This is a genomic window from Stieleria neptunia (assembly GCF_007754155.1).
GTDB lineage: Bacteria > Planctomycetota > Planctomycetia > Pirellulales > Pirellulaceae > Stieleria > Stieleria neptunia.
On sequence record NZ_CP037423.1, the window covers coordinates 10,389,207 to 10,407,059 of the forward strand.

Annotated in this window: 12 protein-coding genes; 6 read left to right on the plus strand and 6 right to left on the minus strand. The window is 60.2% G+C overall.

Annotated features, from left to right (window positions below; translation table 11 throughout):
* The first annotated feature begins 185 nt into the window (after nucleotides 1-185).
* Nucleotides 186-1,628 carry a polysaccharide lyase 6 family protein gene (locus Enr13x_RS35785; protein ID WP_197455619.1) on the plus strand — a complete coding sequence of 481 codons (1,443 nt, stop codon included), beginning with the start codon at nucleotides 186-188 and terminating at the stop codon, nucleotides 1,626-1,628.
* 211 nt (nucleotides 1,629-1,839) lie between these two features.
* Here Enr13x_RS35785 and Enr13x_RS38685 read toward each other — a convergent pair whose 3' ends face one another.
* Nucleotides 1,840-2,010, minus strand: a complete 171-nt coding sequence (locus Enr13x_RS38685; RefSeq protein ID WP_197455620.1) for a hypothetical protein — start codon at nucleotides 2,008-2,010, stop codon at nucleotides 1,840-1,842.
* Between the two features lie 296 nt (nucleotides 2,011-2,306).
* On the opposite strand from Enr13x_RS38685, the gene Enr13x_RS35790 reads away from it, so the two are divergent.
* Complete coding sequence (locus Enr13x_RS35790; RefSeq protein ID WP_145391720.1) at nucleotides 2,307-3,374, plus strand: 3-deoxy-7-phosphoheptulonate synthase; 1,068 nt, start codon at nucleotides 2,307-2,309, stop codon at nucleotides 3,372-3,374.
* 6 nt (nucleotides 3,375-3,380) lie between these two features.
* Here Enr13x_RS35790 and Enr13x_RS35795 read toward each other — a convergent pair whose 3' ends face one another.
* From Enr13x_RS35795 to Enr13x_RS35810, 4 genes are all read right to left on the minus strand, one after another.
* Nucleotides 3,381-4,838, minus strand: coding sequence for a DUF1501 domain-containing protein (locus tag Enr13x_RS35795; protein WP_145391721.1), 1,458 nt, complete (start codon nucleotides 4,836-4,838; stop codon nucleotides 3,381-3,383).
* A gap of 40 nt (nucleotides 4,839-4,878) precedes the next feature.
* Complete coding sequence (locus Enr13x_RS35800; RefSeq protein ID WP_315857120.1) at nucleotides 4,879-8,049, minus strand: PSD1 and planctomycete cytochrome C domain-containing protein; 3,171 nt, start codon at nucleotides 8,047-8,049, stop codon at nucleotides 4,879-4,881.
* Nucleotides 8,050-8,218: 169 nt separating this feature from the next.
* Nucleotides 8,219-8,827: an ECF-type sigma factor gene (locus Enr13x_RS35805; protein ID WP_145391722.1), complete on the minus strand. Its 609-nt coding sequence runs from the start codon at nucleotides 8,825-8,827 to the stop codon at nucleotides 8,219-8,221.
* A 57-nt stretch (nucleotides 8,828-8,884) separates the two neighbouring features.
* Nucleotides 8,885-10,153, minus strand: a complete 1,269-nt coding sequence (locus tag Enr13x_RS35810; protein ID WP_145391723.1) for a PQQ-binding-like beta-propeller repeat protein — start codon at nucleotides 10,151-10,153, stop codon at nucleotides 8,885-8,887.
* A gap of 209 nt (nucleotides 10,154-10,362) precedes the next feature.
* Here Enr13x_RS35810 and Enr13x_RS35815 point away from each other — a divergent pair, with 209 nt between their 5' ends.
* The 4 genes from Enr13x_RS35815 (at nucleotide 10,363) to Enr13x_RS35830 (ending at nucleotide 14,626) form a co-directional block, all read left to right on the plus strand.
* On the plus strand, nucleotides 10,363-11,142 hold the full coding sequence (locus Enr13x_RS35815) for a 3-keto-disaccharide hydrolase (RefSeq protein ID WP_145391724.1): 780 nt from the start codon (nucleotides 10,363-10,365) through the stop codon (nucleotides 11,140-11,142).
* A 173-nt stretch (nucleotides 11,143-11,315) separates the two neighbouring features.
* Nucleotides 11,316-12,656 carry a Gfo/Idh/MocA family protein gene (locus tag Enr13x_RS35820; protein ID WP_197455621.1) on the plus strand — a complete coding sequence of 447 codons (1,341 nt, stop codon included), beginning with the start codon at nucleotides 11,316-11,318 and terminating at the stop codon, nucleotides 12,654-12,656.
* Between the two features lie 34 nt (nucleotides 12,657-12,690).
* The gene (locus Enr13x_RS35825; RefSeq protein ID WP_145391726.1) at nucleotides 12,691-13,494 is read left to right on the plus strand and encodes an endonuclease/exonuclease/phosphatase family protein; all 804 of its coding nucleotides are present in this window, start codon (nucleotides 12,691-12,693) and stop codon (nucleotides 13,492-13,494) included.
* A 226-nt stretch (nucleotides 13,495-13,720) separates the two neighbouring features.
* Entirely contained in the window at nucleotides 13,721-14,626 is a 906-nt protein-coding gene (locus Enr13x_RS35830; RefSeq protein ID WP_145391727.1) for a metallophosphoesterase family protein, read from the plus strand.
* 223 nt (nucleotides 14,627-14,849) lie between these two features.
* Here Enr13x_RS35830 and Enr13x_RS35835 read toward each other — a convergent pair whose 3' ends face one another.
* Nucleotides 14,850-17,825 (minus strand): c-type cytochrome, encoded by a 2,976-nt coding sequence (locus tag Enr13x_RS35835; protein ID WP_145391728.1) that lies wholly within the window; start codon nucleotides 17,823-17,825, stop codon nucleotides 14,850-14,852.
* Between the last annotated feature and the right edge of the window lie 28 nt (nucleotides 17,826-17,853).

Sequence of the window (17,853 nt, forward strand, 5' to 3'; positions counted from 1 at the left end):
GGATTTCGGGTCAGTCTTCTCGCGATGTCGATCGGTGGGACCGCCGGGACTGAATCAACACCGGCGGTGGGCTGGCGGATCGGGTAAAACGGTGGAACGCTCCGGTGTTTTGGGAATTCCTTGAGTGTATCGTTTACCTGATGCGCCGGCGGAGGCATCGGGCACACCCCATCAAGAGCTTTGGCATGATTGACAGGTTTGGACGTTCCCCCGTGGTCACTTCTGTTGCTCTCCTGCTGGGCTGCCTCGCGGCACTGCTTCAATGCCCGGTTCTGGGCAAAGAATTTCTGATCGAGCAGCCTAGCGAACTGAAATCGGTACTCAGGCAGATCGCCGCGGGTGACTCCATCGTGCTCGCCGACGGCGACTGGCAGGATGCAAAGCTGACGTTCGATCAGCTGCCGGGAACGCAAGACGCCCCGATCAGCATTCGCCCGCAACGCCCCGGTGGGGTGGTGTTTTCCGGCGCGACCGAATTTCGAGTTTCGGGAACCCATGTTGAAGTTTCTGGGTTTGCTTTTGTCGATCCGGCGGGCGTCAGCGACGTGGTGCAGCTGAGAACGCACAGCCAACGCCTTGCCCACCATTGTCGAATCACCAATTGTTCGTTCGAACAAACGGCGGATTCGGACGCGGGGATCGAGTCCCGTTGGCTCTCCATTTATGGAACCCACAACCGCGTCGACCATTGCTACTTCGGTGGCAAGAAGAGTCGAGGGACCACGCTTGTCGTCTGGGTGAGAGATGTCCCGGAGCACCACCGCATCGATCACAACCAGTTCGGGCCGCGTCCCGAACTGGGACGCAACGGCGGCGAGACGATTCGCATCGGCACCAGCGAGGTCTCGGAGTTTGAGTGCGCAAGCGTCGTCGAAGACAACTACTTTTACCGATGCGACGGTGAGGCGGAGATCGTTTCCAACAAGTCCTGTGGCAACATTTACCGGCACAATGTGTTTGATTCCTGCGCCGGCGCCTTAACCCTGCGGCACGGCCATCGCTGTCTGGTCGATGGCAACCTGTTTCTCGGTCGCAAGCAACGCGGCACCGGCGGCGTGCGTCTGATCGGCCAAGATCACCGGGTCACGAACAACTATTTCGAAGGCCTGCGTGGCGACGCCGAACGCGCCGCCCTGTGCATGATGAACGGCGTTCCCAATGGGGCACTCAACTCTTACGCACCCGTGCGCGGCGCCCTCGTGGCCCACAACACCTTCATTGATTGCAAGGTGTCGATGGAAATCGGCGTGGGCGCCGGAAAAGAACAATCGGCCAATCCGAGTGACTGCCAGATCATTGGCAACGTGTTGATGCCCTTGAAATGGCAGCTGTTTCGAATCCATGCCGATCCGAAGGACTTCGTTTGGCGGGGGAACTTACAACAGCACGGCAAAGGTGATCGCGACACCTTCCTGCAGTTTCCCGACGTCGAACTAACGCTCCAGCGTGCCGCCGATGGCCTGTTGCGGCCGATCGATGCGAGGCCGCTTCGTTGTGAGGTTTCCGGCGTCGTCAAAAACGACATCGACGATTTGCCTCGCGGCGCAACGCCGCTGGCCGGATGCGATGACCCCGCCACCGCGCACCGCGTCTGGGCTTCGGCAGAGAACACCGGGCCGACCTGGTGAAACGGTCACGCAACGCCCGGTCCAGTCCTGGCGTCGTGGACGGGGTGTTAGCGGCAGGGCGCGAGCGGGCTGTCGTTTTAGTCGGGATCTGCTGAGTCAATGGTGAGCCGCTGGCCGTAAGGCCTCGGGCAGCGTCGCAGTGCCCGGCCGCTTACGCGCCCGCGGCTCACAAAAACGACAGCCCGCTCGCGCCCTACCGCTAAAAAATACTTCACAGCGTTGCCTTGCGACCGTTTGGCAGCGTCATTCGGGTGACCATGGAATCACTGCACGGGGGAGAGTCGGGGAGCGGGCAAACGTCGGGGGTTGACGGTTTGTCCGGCTTGGGGTGCAATTCTTGCTTCCATTTGCGTGCGATCTGCGAGGAGTCGGCATCGCTCATCAGACCCTTCGGCCCGTGATCTTTCGGCCCGACGGTCCTTCGTTCTGGTTCGCCGACGACTTCATCGCCTAGAAAAAACGATGATCGCGCGGATCCGAACCTTGCCCGCCCGTGATGCATCACGAAAGAGGAAATGGGATCGAGGCGTCCCCGAACCCACCCCTTCGCGTTGCTTCCACATCCAACCGACGAGAATTCTCCCTACCGAGTTCCCTGTTTTTGATTATCGTCAATCGTTGACGGCAGTCCCCGGAACCGCACGAGACCTTGTTGAAATACCACGCCCAAGCCGCTCGATGACACAAAACACTCAATCGTTCGCCATTGATGATCTACGTATCGGTTCGATCAAGAAACTGATGCCGCCGCAAGCATTGATGGCAGAGATTCCGGCGGACGAGACCATCGCGGAAACGGTTTTCGCGGCCCGGACCGGCATCCAGCGGATCCTGGCTGAGCAGGACGATCGGCTGGTCGTCGTGATCGGCCCCTGTTCGATCCACGATCCCGGCGCGGCACTGGAATACGCGCAGCGTTTGGCCGTCGAACAACAAAAGCACCAAGATCAGTTGCTGATCGTGATGCGGGTGTACTTTGAAAAACCGCGGACCACCGTCGGCTGGAAAGGCTTGATCAACGACCCCGGATTGGATGACAGTTTCGAGATCAATCGCGGGTTGCGTACCGCTCGGGGATTGTTACGCGACATCAATGCCATGGGGCTGCCGACCGGGACCGAGTTTCTGGATTTAATCAGCCCACAATACGTCGCGGATCTGGTGGGCTGGGGCGCAATCGGCGCCCGGACGACGGAAAGCCAAGGGCACCGCGAACTCTCATCCGGCTTGTCCTGCCCGGTCGGATTCAAAAACGGCACGTCCGGCAATGTCCAAATCGCCGTCGACGCGATTTGCAGCGCCCGGCAACCCCACCACTTCTTGTCGGTGACCAAAGAAGGAACGTCCGCCATCTTTGCAACCGCGGGAAACAGCGACTGCCACATCATCCTGCGCGGCGGATTGCACACCAATTACGACGCGGCGAGTATCGATGAGGCGTCGGCGCTGTTGACCCAGGCGGGTCTGCCGGCACGCATCATGGTCGATTGCAGTCACGCGAACAGCCGAAAAATCACCAAGCGGCAACGCTATGTCTGCCGCGATGTCTGCAGCCAACTCAGCGACGGTGACCTGAGGATCATGGGCGTGATGATCGAAAGCAATCTGATGGAAGGCAAACAAAGCTTGACCGACGGCGAATTGGTGCCGGGACTCAGTATCACCGACGCCTGCATCGGCTGGGACGAAAGCGTGCTGCTGTTGCAGGACCTGAGTGATGCCGTCGTCGCGCGGCGCGAAGCGTAACAGAGTTCACGCCAGGATGGGCTTGATCACCGATCCATGGACGTCGGTCAGGCGGCGTTCGAATCCGTTGTGATAAAACGTCAATCGGCGATGATCGAGCCCCAACAGATGCAGAATCGTGGCGTGGAAATCGTACACGGTCGTGACGTCCTCCACGGCTTTGTAACCAAATTCATCGGTCGCCCCGTACGTGAACGGCGCCTTGACTCCGGCCCCCATCATCCAGGCGGTGAATCCGTCGGGATTGTGGTCTCGACCGCTGGCGCCTTTTTGAAACGTCGGCATGCGGCCGAATTCGGTCGTCCACACCACCAGCGTGTCTTTCAACAATCCTCTCCGCTTCAGGTCGCGGAGTAATGCGGCGCAGGGCTGATCGAGCACCGGTCCGTGCTTGCTGTATTGCTCGTGGATCTTTTTGTGGCCGTCCCAATTGCTGACGCCTTCGCCGCCGGTTTGATAGGCCCCGTTGAACAGCTGGACGAAGCGAACACCTTTCTCGATCAACCGTCGTGCCAAGATGCAGTTTTTAGCGAACTGCGCTTTCAACGTGTTCTCCGCATCGTCGGCACCGTACTCGCGCAACGTCGACTTCGACTCGGTCGACAGATCGGTGACCTCGGGGACGGAAAGCTGCATTTTGGCGGCGAGTTCGTAACTGGAAATCCGCGCGGCCAGTTCTTCATCGCCCGGGAATTGCTGCAGGTGCCGTTCGTTCAATCGTTGCAAGAAACGGCGTGTCGCGCGATCGGTTTTGCCGCTGGTACCGGCGGGGATCTCCAGATTGCTGATCGGCTTGTTCGCACTCCACTGGGTGCCCTGGAACGCCGCCGGCAGAAAACCCGGTCCCCAATTGTTGACGCTGGATTGTGGTGTGCCGCGGGGGTCAGAGATGGCGACGTAGGCAGGCAGGTTTTCGTTTTCGGTTCCAAGGGCCCAGGTCGTCCAAGCACCCATGCTGGGGAATCCGTCCAACGTGTAACCGGTGGACATAAAATTTTCGCCCGGGCCGTGGGTGTTCGTCTTGCCGGTCAACGAGTGAATGAAGCACATGTCATCGGCCAGCTCGGCCAACTGTGGCACGAGCTGCGAGACCATTTTCCCGGACCGGCCACGCGGTTTGAACTCCCACGGGCTTTGGGTCAGCATGCCTTGCTGGCCCTGGAAGGTGACCAAGTCCTCGGCACCCGGCATCGGCTGGCCGTGGCGTTTGATCAGCTCGGGTTTGTAGTCGAACGTGTCGATCTGGCTGCACGCTCCCGAGCAAAAGATGACGAGCACGTTCTTGGCCGCCGGCCGATGATGTGTCGGCCGCGCGGCGAACGGTCGCGAAGGGTCGATCGTGGGGCGGATCGGTGGATCGTCGGCCGACGCGTTTTGCTGCTGCAACAGACTCGCCAGCGCAATGCCCCCCAAGCCGCTGGCGGTCTGGGAAAGAAACTGTCGTCGGTCCAGAAGGGGTTTCATCGTGGCGTAAGCTTCCAGCTTGCGTAGGGGACACAGTGGTTCAGGGGATCATCACAAACTCATTCGCGTTGAGCAACGCTCGGGCGAATTGGACGAGCCCTTCTTGGTCAAGGAACGCGGCGCTGTCGGATAACTCGTCGCCGGTCGGCGGCCGACCGAAACACAAATGCCAAGCACGGGTGATCCGCGCCGACGGCGTCTCGGCTTCGTTTTCCAACCGCGCCGCCAAACGCTCGGCCTGCTGCATGACGAATCGGCTGTTGAGCAAATTCAGTGCTTGCAGCGGCGTCGTGGAACGGCTGCGTTTGGGCACAACCATGCTGGCATCGGGACAATCAAAGACCCCGAACACTTGATCCCGTTCTTGACGCACCTTGGTCATGTAGATCATGCGCCGCCAGTCCTCGGGCCCATACTCTTGTTTCGGATGGTAGTGACGGACGTTTTCCAGTTGCACCGCAAAGGCGCTAAATCCAGGTCCGCCCGTGGCGTCACGCCGAAGCGAACCGCTGGCCGCCAGGATGGAATCGCGGATCGTTTCGGCGTCGCGTCGGCGCGGTGGGAAACGCCACAGCAATCGGCAATCGGCATCGACGGTCTTTCCGTCCTGATGCGGTCGATTGCTTTGCCGCCAGGTGTGTGAATTCAAGATCAGACGATGGATGTGCTTGAGCGACCAATCCTGTTCGATCAACTCGCTGGCCAGATAGTCCAGCAACTCGGGATGGCTGGGCGGGGCGCCGTTGTGGCCGAAATCGCTGGGCGTGTCGACGATACCGGTGCCGAAATGAAATTGCCACAGTCGATTGACGATCACTCGCGGCGTGAGCGGATTGTCGGCGGCGGCAATCCAATCGGCCAGGGCCAGCCGGCGCGATCGTTCCGGTGCATCTTGATCCAAATTCAACGATCCGAACACTTCAATCGCATTCGGGCCGACCGGTTCGCGGCGGGCATCGGGTTCGCCGCGATACAGTCGATAGGTTTGACCGGGTTGCGAAAACGTCCCGGCGTAGACTCGGGGTGACGTTTCAAGTGCGGCCTTTCGTTGGCGGGCCTGTTTGAGCCGATCCAGCCATTGTCTTGCTCGGCGCGCGTCGGCGGGCGAGACCTGGTCGAAGCGATACGACGCGTCTTCGGGCTGGACGTTGCCGAGCGGTCGACGATCGGACGAAGACGCCAAACGTACCCAGTGGCCGGGCTCGGTCGCCACGTCGATGTGATAGGCCGTGGCGAGGCGATCGGAGTATCTTTGTTCGCGGTCGCGTCCCCAAACAATGCGGTCGATCACGGTCGGTTCGGGGAATTCGATTTGCACCCAGCCACCGTCAACCGAGTCGACGATCCAGCTGCGGGCATTGCCGTAACGCCCGTCATTGATGTGCAGCAGCTTGTGCAGCGGGTGTTGAAAATCACCAGAGGAACTCGTCGTGGCACCGGAACTGGCCAGTGCGACGTTTTGATCGCCGGCGTAGACCTCCAACTCATCAAGACAGGCTTGGGAGCCCGAGGTTTGTTCGATCGTGAAACGCACAAAGCGGGCCAACCGCGGGGCGAAACGCTCTTCGTTCTCAGCCGGATTGACGGTCGCACGCAGCACCGGCGGGCCTGAGCGGTGCGATGGTGAATCCGGTTGCAGCACGACGACATCCGCCGTCACGGCACTCCCGCTGTCTCCGGCGATCAGCACGAGTTGATCATCCGGCGAGAACGCGTGGACCCCGGCATCGAAAAAGCCACTCCATCTGGCCACGCCATCGACTTCGCCGGATCCATCGGCCAGCCGCTGTTGATTGACGGAGCAGATTTCGCGATCTCCCGTCGCCGAACGCAACACGTAGCGCGCGTCGCAGCAGTGGGTGGCGTAGCCCGCGCCCCAGCTGAGCCAGACGCGGTGAAGACCGCTGGCACGTGGATGGTAGATGACGGTTTCTTCGCCCGGTCGAGCTTTCCACCAGGTGTACCGTTTGCCGCCGAAGTCGGCTTCGTCGCGTCCCTGTTTCGCCGCGGTCCCGGCGGGCTGGAAAACGGGCTGCGCCCTCGATTCATCGATCGCGATCGACGCGATGGTTTCCCCGGCAACGTAGGGCTGCAACTTGTCGGTCAGTTCCGCGATCTCGGCCTCGGTCTCGGTGAGTGTTTGCTTCGTTTCACTCGACGGCGGCAGGGATCGTTCACCATGATGCACCCCGGCAAACACGGCTTGCATGGCGTAATAATCACGTTGGCTGATCGGATCAAACTTGTGGTTGTGGCATCGAGCACAGCCGGTCGTTAACCCCAGAAAGGCGGTCCCGGTCGTGTTGATCATGTCGTCCAGTTCGTTCATCCGTTGGACGAGACCGAGTTTGGGGTCTTTGCCCTTGACGATGTCGTGCGGACCGGCGACTAGGAATCCCGTGCCGATGTCGGCCCCCAAAGCGTCGCCGGCGATCTGCTGGCGGATGAATTCGTCATAAGGCAGGTCTTCGTTCAGCGAATCGATCACCCAGTCGCGATAGTGCCAGGCGTTCGGCCGTTCGCGATTGGTTTCAAAACCGTTCGTTTCGCCGAACCGGACCAAGTCCAACCAATGGCTGGCCCATCGCTGTCCGTAATGCGGACTGGCAAGAATCGTTTCGACCAGTCGCTGCCAGGCATCGTGCCGATCGTCTCGGACGAATGCCTCAATTTGCTCGGGAGTCGGCGGCAGCCCCGTCATCACGAGGTACAGCCGGCGGATCAAGACGCGGCGTTCAGCGATCGGTGACGGTTGCAGCCCGTTCTCGGCCAGCTTGCGTCGAATCAACGCGTCGATTCCGTCGCTGTTCGGGGCGGCCAGGTCTGGACGCCGGATCGGCTGGAACGACCAATGCTTCAGCTCCACGTTTTCCTTTGCCGGTCCGTAGCGTGACGGAGTCGACGCGCCGCCGCGGATCCATTGTTCGATCAAATCGATTTCATCCGGCGACAGCGCACCATCGGGCGGCATCTCCCACCCGGGTTCTTCGTGCTTGACTAACGACAACAAATAGCTGGCGTCTGGATTACCCGGCACCACCGCCGGTTCGCCCGAATTGCCACCGGCAAGCAACACCGCCAAGCGGTCCAGTCGAAACTGGCTGTTTTGTTCATCCGGTCCGTGGCAGTCCAGACAATGCTCGTGAAAGATCGGTTCGATGTCCGTTGCGAATTCGATCGCGACGGCATCTCCGCTGGCCAAGAACAGCACGGCGAGCAACCACGCGGCGGGGCTGCACCGGCGCGATCGTTCTGGTCGTAAAACGTACTTCGATCGAGAGCGTCTCAAGATTCCGCCGTTGTATTTTATTGGGTGTATCGAAAGAAATGCCGAGCCATCCGATATGATAATCGTTTCCGATCGGGGGCGTTGCTGACCGTCACTCGTCGGCGTCCATCAGTTCTTGTTGGCAGGTTTCGCGGATCAGGTGCAGACGGCGTTCGATCGTGCGTTCAGAGCAACTCAAGCGTGTCGCGAGTTCGGCGTTGGAGAACCCTTCCATTTTTCCGATCGCGATTTCGCGCAGTTGCCCGTCACCCAAATGCGAAAGCAGCGATTCGACGGATTCGGTCATCGTCAGCACCATGTCCGGCGTCGGTTCATCACCGATCACCTCGATCAACGCGTCTTCGCCATCCGACCCTGCGGCCAGCGAGAACGTTCGTTCGCCGCCGCCCCTGCGTTGTCGGCGCTCGCGTCGGCGTTTGTCGATGACTTTCCGCGCCGACATCTTCAACAACAACCGCCACAAGTCGGCACGATCAGACATCTCGGGATATCGGCCCTGCTCGGCTGCCCGATAGAAACTTTCAAAGACGCTGACCACCACGTCTTCTTCGTCAGCCACGCCCCGGTTTTGCCCGCGAAGATGGTTGCGGACGTTCCGAACCAGACGGTCGTAGTAGTGCTGCCACAGTTCGGCCGCGGCGATCGAATCACCGTCCTTGACTTGATCGATCCAGCGGCTGACGGTCTTGTCATCCGACATCAGCAATCGTCCCCGTCAAAGTGGCGTAAGCTTCCAGCTTGCGATTCATCCCCCCGCTCACTCGACACACCACAACTTCTGATTCGTCCGCAGGTAGACCCTTCCGCCGGCGAGTGCCGGAGTCGCGTTGCTGGAATCCTTCAGCGGGCACTCGGCGACGGGCTTGAATTCGTCCGGGGAAAGCCGAAACACGATCGTGGTCCCGGATTGATCGGTGGCGTACGCGGTCGCGCCGGCCGCTGCGATGGAGCCCCAGAAAGCGGCCTTGTTGCGTTCCTGCCAAACCGTCTTTCCCGTTTTGGCGTCGAGGCAATCGATCAGATTGGGCCCCGCGCCGACGCGATAGACAAAGCCGCCGCGCAAGATTCCGGTGCCGATGGATTGGGGATTGCCTTCGATCCGCCAACGTTGATTTTCGGTGATGTCCCCGCGTCCGTTCATTTCGAACGCCATCGTCGGCCCTTTGAATCCGGCGTTGAAAACACAGAGGTCGCCTTCGATCATCGGAGAGCTGTAGGCCAGGTCGCCGCGATCGCTGGTCACGCGAAAGAACCAAACGACGTCACCGGTTTCGACGTCCAGTGCCAGGATTCGTTGATGCATCGCGACGATGGCCAGTTGACGCCCGTCTCTTTCGATCGGTACCGGCGTCGACCATGTGCCCATGTATTTGCCTTCGGCGTTCCGCTCGCCATCTCCCGGCACCGGTTCATCGTGCCGCCAAAGCGTCTCGCCCGACTTGACGTCAAACGCTGCCACAAAGACTTGCTTGCCGGGCCCCGAGTTCAGAATCACGCGATCGCCGACGATAACGGGGCTGGAACCGTAGCCCCACATGTGTCGAAACTCGCCCAGGTCGCGCGACCAGAGGGGATCGCCGTTCATGTTGTACGCGTGCAGGCCCCCGGTGGCATGCCAAACGACGACACGAGAGCCATCACAGGCGGGCGTGGAGCCGGCGTAGGGGTTCGTCTTGTGCGTCGGCATTTCTGCGGCCAGCGTCACCGTCCGGGACCAGCGTTGATGGCCATTGTCGGCATCGAAACAGATCAAGCTGCGGGCGAGGCCTTTGGAGTCTTCGGCACTACAAACGAAGACGTTCCCGTCGACCACGATCGGGCTGCCGTTGCCCGGTTGCGGCAAGGCGACGGACCAACGAATGTTTTCGGTGTCGGACCATTCGGTCGGATAGTCACCGGCCGACGCCACGCCGTCACCTTGTGGTCCGCGAAACTGTGACCAGTCCCCGGCCGTGACGCCGGCCGTCGCAACGAGGCTGATCGAGATACAGGCGACGCAGGCAAACGCGGCACGGAAGCGATTCATCGAACGGTTCTAGCGGTTGGGGACATGGCGAAATGGAGGCCGAAAATCCAGGGCAAAGTCTAATGGCTAGCCGCGAGGAACGCAAAATCGATGCCTCGCCGGGCGGAACGGAGTAGAATGACGCGTCCTCGTTGTCCCCCAGCCAACCGACCCCCGCCAACTGACCCCGCCAACTGACCCCGCCAACCGCCCCACGGAAGTCACCCGCCATGAAACCCATTCACACGCTGCTTGTTTTGTCTGCTTCCCTGTTCGCGGTGACGGCATTCGCAGCGGCACCCGCGGATCAGGTCGGCGTCGCAGCCAAGCCGATTGCCGGTGCTGAGATCATCCTGGACGGCACGCGCGAAATGCTGGACGAAAAATGGACGTACTGGGAAGGGCCGCGTTTCAGTTCGTCGTTGCCGATCAAGTGGAAGATCGTTGATGACCCCGTCGATGGCGGCACCTGTGTGATGACCGACGATCGGGCGGCCGATGGAGGCAAGTATGGCACCGCGGACATCGTGACGAAAAAGCCGTATCGAGACTTTCGGTTGCACATCGAGTTTCTGATCAGCAAGCCCGGCGGCAACAGCGGCGTCTACCTGCAAAACCGCTTCGAAATTCAAGTCCTGGACGGCGACAAGTCCAAACACGGCATGGGGGCGGTGATCAATGAAACCGAGTCGCCGTACCACGCCTACAACGGCGTTGGAAAATGGAACGCTTATGACATCGTCTTTCGCGCCGCCCGTTTCCGAGACGGCAAGTTGGTCGAAAAACCACTGGTGACGATGTACTTCAACGGCGAAAAAGTTCACGTCAACCAAACGATCAACAAAGTCTGGGGCGGACCGAATTCGGGTGTCGACGGCGGAAACGACAACGGGTTCGGCATCACCGACTCGCCCCAGGGCCTGAAGTTGCAATGCGAAGGCCATGATGTGCGCTATCGCAACGCTTGGATCAAAGAACTGATTCTGGACGAAGCCGAAACGGACTTCTGATGTCGTCGGTTGTTCCGTCGGCGAAGGGGGCAGAGAGTTCGGGAAGAGGGGCAAAACGATGGAGGCAACGATGTCACTCGCATGGAGCCCAGCGAAGCGAGTATGCTGAATATCCGCTCTTCTCCAGGGGCATCCGTGTGTTTTGTGAACCTCGCGATCAAAGGACCAATGCCATGACCAGTCGTCGTCAATTCTTGCAGCAATCTCTGGCCGTCGCTGCCCCGTTGATTGTCAGCCCCGCCGTACTTGGAGCCGACTCGCCCGGCAACCGAATCAACGTCGCGTTCATTGGGACCGGCAACCAGGGAATGGGGCTGTTGAAGCGCTTCCTCGCACGTGATCTTGGCAACGTGTTGGCGGTCTGCGACGTGAACGAAGGAAGTTTTGGATACAAGGAACCCGAGCACTTCTATGGGCGCATTCCAGCCAAAAAGATGGTCGACGATGCGATGGCCAAGAAGGCGAAAGGTGGTCGGTCGATTCGCTGTGATGCGGTATCCGATTTTCGCGAGGTGCTCGATCGCGATGACATCGACGCCGTCGTGGTGGTCGTGCCGGATCACTGGCACCGCATCATCACGGTGATGGCGTTGGAAGCCGGCAAAGACGTTTATTGTGAAAAGCCGTTGACGTTTTCGGTTGCCGACGGACGTTTGATGATTGACGCCGTTCGCAAGAACCATCGCATCCTGCAGACGGGCAGCCACGAACGCTCCAACCCGGTCAGCCAGTTTGTCTGTCAAGCGGCCAGGGCGGGAAAGATCGGGCGAATCAAGCGGATGGTCACGAAAGTCGGATTCAATAATAAAATCAGCCCACCGCCGGGCTGGAAACCGATGCCGGTGCCCAGCAAGTTTGACTATCGCAGCTGGCTCGGCCCCGCACCCGACGCTCCCTACCACCAGGACCGTTGTCTGTATCGGTTCCGGTTTCACTACGACTATTCCGGCGGCCAGATCACGAACTTCGGGGCCCACTGCAACGACATGGCACACTGGGGCATGGGGCTGGACACCGGCGGGCCGACGGAAATCGAATGTCAAAACGCGAGCTTTCTGCCCGCCGGCAGCCTGTTCAACACGGCGACTCAAACCCGGTTCCGATGTCTGTATCCCAACGGCGTCGAATTGGTGTGCGAAAGCGGTTCCGAACAGGTGCAAACCCGATTCGAGGGCACCGACGGTTGGTTGCAAACGGGCTATGACGGCACGTCGGCTTCGGATCCGGAGTTGATCGCCGGTTGTCCACAAAAGCCCAGGGGCATCGACGACCCGCACAGTTCCCATCTGGCCAACTTCATCGATTGCGTGAAATCGCGTGCCGAACCGCGGGCGCCCGTTGAAACGGGCCACGCATCCGCCGTGCTCTGTCACCTCGCCAACGCGATGATCCGGCTGTTCCCCGAAACCGGTCCGCACCGCATTGCCAAATGGGATGCCGCCAACGAAGTCTTTGTCAACGATGATGCGGCAAACAAAATGCTGGACCGAGAACAACGCGATCCCTGGTCGTGACCACGGCCGATGCACGTCTACCCGAATCAATGACATGATCAAACCCAGAATGATTCTGATTGCCGTTTGCGCGGCACTGTTTGTGACGACCGTCGCGCGTGCTAACGAACCGCTTCGGTTGCGGCTGCTCAGCTACAACATTCACCACGGTGAAGGCGTTGACGGCAAATTGGACCTGAAACGAATCGCTGAAGTGATTCTATCCGTCAAACCCGATCTGGTCGCGTTGCAAGAAGTCGATCAAAACGCCAGCCGCAGCCGATCGATCGACCAGCCGGCCGAGTTGGCGCGGCTGACGAAGCTGAACGTCGCCTTCGGTGCCAACATCCCGCTGCAAGGCGGTCAATACGGAAACGCGGTTCTGTCACGATTCCCGATCGTTCGCCATCACAACCATCGGTTGCCCAACATCGATGACGGTGAACAACGAGGGGTGATCGAAGCCGAGATCCAGGTTCCCTCCTCGGCGACGCCGATCCTGATGTTGGCGACCCACTTTGATCATCGCCGCGACGATCGAGAACGATTCGCGTCGGCCAACGCGATCGAGCAGATGATCTCGGTTCGCGCCGAGCAGCCGGCGCTGTTGTTGGGTGATTTGAATGACGTGGCCGGCAGCCGCACCCTGGCGCGGTTGCAGGAGAGTTGGACCAGCGTCAACGAAGAGCCCCTGCCGACGATTCCCGTCGCACGCCCGGCGCGCCAGATCGATTTCATCCTCTGTCGTCCCGAGACCCGTTGGCGAGTCATCGAAACCCGCGTTCTGGACGAAGCCGTCGCGTCGGATCATCGGGCAATTTTTTCCCTGGTGGAGTTGTTGCCAAAAAAGTACGAATGAGTCATTCAAGGACCGTCGGAAGAACAAGTGGCGTAAGCTTCCAGCTTGCGGTGCTGAAATCGCAAGCTGGAAGCTTACGCCACTTTTAACGCGATGTGGTTGAGGCTCTGCCTCATGCCGGAGTGCGTGTCGGCGAGGCGGAGCCTCTGGACATTGCGTCCCCAGGCACAGCCTGGGAACGAGGGGCGCAGCGGCTAATATTCATTAAAACGAAAACGGAGAACCGATGACTGATTCGCATTCCCCCAATCGACCGACCACCGAGCGACTCGGCCGGCGGGCGTTGCTTCGAAACGGCACCTTGGTGCTCGGGGCCGCAGCGCTGCCGGTCGCGGCCTTGCCGGCCGCGGACGGTGACGCGCGCGTTCGCATCGGGCTGGTCACCGACTTGCACTACGCCGACAAGCCTCCCGCAGGCACCCGGCACTACCGGGAAACACTCGCCAAACTCGCCGAGGCGACCGCCGCGTTTAAGCGTGAAGGTATCGATTGTTTGGTCGAACTCGGAGATCTGATCGACGCGGCTGAGACGGTCGAAACCGAGCAGCGCTATTTAAGGACGATCAATCGAACGTTCTCGGCGATCTGTGACGACCGGCACTACGTGCTGGGCAATCACTGTGTCGACACGCTCAAGAAAGAGGAATTCCTCGGCAGCGTGGGGCAATCCGATTCGTATTACTCATTCGATCGAAATGGAGTCCATTTCGTGGTCTTGGACTCCTGCTTTCGCGCCGATGGTCAGCCCTACGGGCGAAAGAATTTTCAATGGACCGACGCGAACGTCCCGCAAGATGAATTGGATTGGTTGCAAGAAGATCTGGCCGGCACGGACAACCCGACAATCATCTTCGCGCACCAGCGTTTGGACGTCAGCAACAATCACGGAGTAAAGAACAACGCGGACGTGCGAAAGATTCTGGAGTCGTCAGGAAAAGTACTGGCTGTGTTTCAAGGTCATAGTCACCAAAATGATTTGAATGAGATCGAAGGCATCCACTACTGCACGCTGGTGGCAATGGTGGAAGGGTCTGGAGAGGAAAACAATGGTTACTCAACCATGGAGATCCAGCGTGACGGCACGATCCATGTGAAAGGATTTCGCAAACAGGCCCAACGCGAATTCGCGTGACCTTTTCTGGCTACGGCGCGAGCCCTCCGTTCTTTCACGGTGTTTTTGAAACGCGACCGGACGGCTCGCGGGCTGTCGTTTTTGTAAGCCGCGCGCCGCGTAAGCGGCCGGGCACTGCGATGTTGCCCGAGGCCTTACGGCCGGCGGCTCACCATTAACTCAGCAGAACCCGACTAAATCGACAGCCCGCTCGCGCCGTTCCGCTAGCAAGTGCTTCACAGCGTCACCGTTGCCCGGTCAAGAAAGCGAGTAGATCGGCGATCTCGGAAGCGGTCAGCGTATCGAGCAGTCCCTCCGGCATCGGTGAAACCTTCGAGGGGCGGTGAAGCTGGATGTCTTGTTTCGGGATCTCGACGACTTTGCCGGGGTCCAGCGGATCGGTCGCAAGTTGCAGATTCGACGATCGGTAATCACCACCGGTGATGACCTGGCCGCTGACGATCTTTCCGTCGGTCGTCACGATCTGCACGCTGCGATACTTTTCGGCGATGACGTCCGACGGCGAGATGATGGACGCCAGGATGTCACGTGAAGCGAAACGGGCCGCCAGCGAAGAGAGGTCTGGGCCGAGAACCCCACCGCGACCGGCGACGCGATGGCACGACGCACACAAGACCTCGTGGAACAAGGCTTCGCCACGTTTTTCGTCGCCTGGTGTGGAAAGCTGATCGAGGGCGGCGACCAATTCATCCAACGCCCACTTTCGGACATGCGGGCGGGACACTTGTTTGGGTGTGTCTTGGTCAAGCGTCGCGGGCTCAATCAGTGCCCCCAACGCGTCACGCTCGTCTTCGGTCAGCCGCTCGACCGCATGCTCTCGGATTTGTTTCAACCGGCCGGGCATGCCGGCGCCGGAAAACGCCGTCCGCTCCAATTCGCCGAGCGCTTCGAAAAACAGCACACGGTCCTCCATCGACCAACCGCTGGGTTGATGACAGAGCATGAACAATGCATTCATCCGGTCACGCTGGCTTTGCCCAACTCGTAGCAGTTCCATCAGTGGCGGGACGACACCGGCAAGGTGCAGATCGGCGGCCAGCCGGCAGAGTGCTTCGTGGACCGAGCTCCCGCTTCCCAGCGGTGCGACCGTGCCAACGGGCTGCGATTCCAGCCAACGCAGCAGCCGTTGTTTGGACGTTGTGTTTGCGACGGAATCGGTCGTTGCAGGATCGCCCAAGATCAAACGGTAGGCGTGCAAGATCGACAGTTTTCCATACGATGTCAGGCCGTCGATTTTGAGTGCGTCCAAACCCTCGAGCACGGAGTCGTGGTCGTTGCGATCGCCCGCACGGGCGAGTGCCAATAGCGAGGTCGCTTGGATTTCGGGCTCCGGTTCGGACAGCGCCGCGTGTCGCCATCGAGCGCGTTCCTGGTGTTCGATCGCGATTCGCGCCGCGTTTCGGATCAGCGGATCGGGATTGCCCAACTGTTCCCAAGCGGTCGCCAGATCGTCACGATTGGGTTGATGCAGCTCGGCCAGTTGTCGTCGCAGCGACCTGGACCGACTCGAATACGCTTGCCGCTGTTTCTGCTGCTCGGTCGGGACGTCTGCGTCTTGCGATGGGCCGACGTAGCGAATGCGGTAGAGCGCCGATTGGGTTTTGCGTCCGCCCGTGATCACCAACATGTCGCCGTCGGGGCTGAAGTCCAAATCGGTGACGTTCAGCGGTCGGCCGGCGAGGAAGGTTTCGACGCGGCACGCGTATCCGGCACCACGCGGGGAAAGGTGGCAGGCCAGGATTCGTCCATAGGCCCAATCGAGCGCGAACACGGCTCGGCGGTAATGCGCCGGGAATGAACTCCGCGCCCCGGATTTGACTGCCGTCGGCGAGCCTTTTCCGACGTCGACGGTCGGCAAGGCGTTGTCGCTGTGGTCCGGGAAATAAGGTGGCCATTGCCCATTCGTTTTGCGTCGCCAACCATAGTCTCCGCCGGAGACCAGCTGGACCATTCGGGTCGGGCGATACCAGGGCGCTCCCATGTCGTATTCGTTGTCCGCGTCGTAGGTGAACGCCTCGCCGTCGTCGTTGAAATCGATTCCGAATGGATTTCGCAATCCCGATGCAAGGCGTTCCCAATGCGATCCGTCGCGGTCGGTTCGGATCAAATGGCCTTCCTCGGATCGTTGCCCGTTGCGCGCCGCCCGCAGGGGCGAGGTGCGATCGTCGATGTTTTCGGTCGCAAGTTCGACTGAATCGCCATGGATCGAGTAGATCCATCCGTCCGGTCCGAGCGCCAAATCGTTTCTTCCGTGCCCCACCGACCCCGGGAATTCACGCAGCAGTTCCACTTGGTCAAATTGATCGTCGGCATCGGTATCGCGTAGACGGTACAAGCCCTTGGAGTTGTTTGCGTTGGCGTACAATGCGTCGTAGGCGTACAGCAATCCCCGGCATTCGAGTAGCTCGTCATTGATCGTCTCGACCGCGGTGATCCGTTTGCCGTCTCGCGACAGCGTCATCCGCAATAGGCCCTTGTCTTCACGTGCGATGGTGATTCGGCCTTGGGGATCCAACGCCATGCTGACCCAAGAACCTTCATCCGCCTTTGCCGAGCGAATCAGGTCGACTTCGAAACCCGGTTGAGTCACAAAGGTGGCGGGGTCGGTTCCCGCATCGGCTCCGCTGGCCCGACGCCATTGTTCGTAGTCTTCGAAGGGCGAAATCTTGGCGAGATCGGAGACGTTCCAAAATTCTCCTGCGACGCTTCCCAAGGAGACGGCGGCGCCATGATGCGTTTTCCAATCCTCACCGCTGGCAACGGTCTCGATCGATCCATCGGCATAGACGATTTCCAGGCTGGTGGCGACCGCGGCGGGCCCATCGCCGCCGGTGCAGTCGAGTGACAGTTGATTCGTTCCCGTCACCAGCCGGTCGGTCACGTCCCACTGCATCCAGGGGGCGTATTCGTCCAGTCGGGCCAACGGTCGTCGGTTCAAAGCCACCGAGCAACGGGTGAAGTCGGCGGCCAGATGCATCGTTGCACGAGCGACCGCCGATCGAACCTGGAACGGTTTCGACAACGTGACACGCTGGCCCGCGATGCGATCCTTGGTTCCCCAGATCCAGGCGGGCCTGGCGTTGGGGGCGACGCGGGTGATTTCGTCGGCCCCGGCGTTTTCGCCGGTGGCGGGAAGGAACAATCCACCGCAGAGCGTCAGGGTGACGAAGGCAAACGTGAGGGAGAGCTGATTGATCAATGGAACGCCTCGGGAAAGGGGGACGACG

Bases quoted from the DNA above. Each gene is read 5' to 3' on its own strand.
- Enr13x_RS35785 (WP_197455619.1), top strand. From the start codon at position 186: ATGATTGACAGGTTTGGACGTTCCCCCGTGGTCACTTCTGTTGCTCTC.
- Enr13x_RS38685 (WP_197455620.1), bottom strand. From the start codon at position 2,010: ATGAGCGATGCCGACTCCTCGCAGATCGCACGCAAATGGAAGCAAGAA.
- Enr13x_RS35790 (WP_145391720.1), top strand. From the start codon at position 2,307: ATGACACAAAACACTCAATCGTTCGCCATTGATGATCTACGTATCGGT.
- Enr13x_RS35795 (WP_145391721.1), bottom strand. From the start codon at position 4,838: ATGAAACCCCTTCTGGACCGACGACAGTTTCTTTCCCAGACCGCCAGC.
- Enr13x_RS35805 (WP_145391722.1), bottom strand. From the start codon at position 8,827: ATGTCGGATGACAAGACCGTCAGCCGCTGGATCGATCAAGTCAAGGAC.
- Enr13x_RS35810 (WP_145391723.1), bottom strand. From the start codon at position 10,153: ATGAATCGCTTCCGTGCCGCGTTTGCCTGCGTCGCCTGTATCTCGATC.
- Enr13x_RS35815 (WP_145391724.1), top strand. From the start codon at position 10,363: ATGAAACCCATTCACACGCTGCTTGTTTTGTCTGCTTCCCTGTTCGCG.
- Enr13x_RS35820 (WP_197455621.1), top strand. From the start codon at position 11,316: ATGACCAGTCGTCGTCAATTCTTGCAGCAATCTCTGGCCGTCGCTGCC.
- Enr13x_RS35825 (WP_145391726.1), top strand. From the start codon at position 12,691: ATGATCAAACCCAGAATGATTCTGATTGCCGTTTGCGCGGCACTGTTT.
- Enr13x_RS35830 (WP_145391727.1), top strand. From the start codon at position 13,721: ATGACTGATTCGCATTCCCCCAATCGACCGACCACCGAGCGACTCGGC.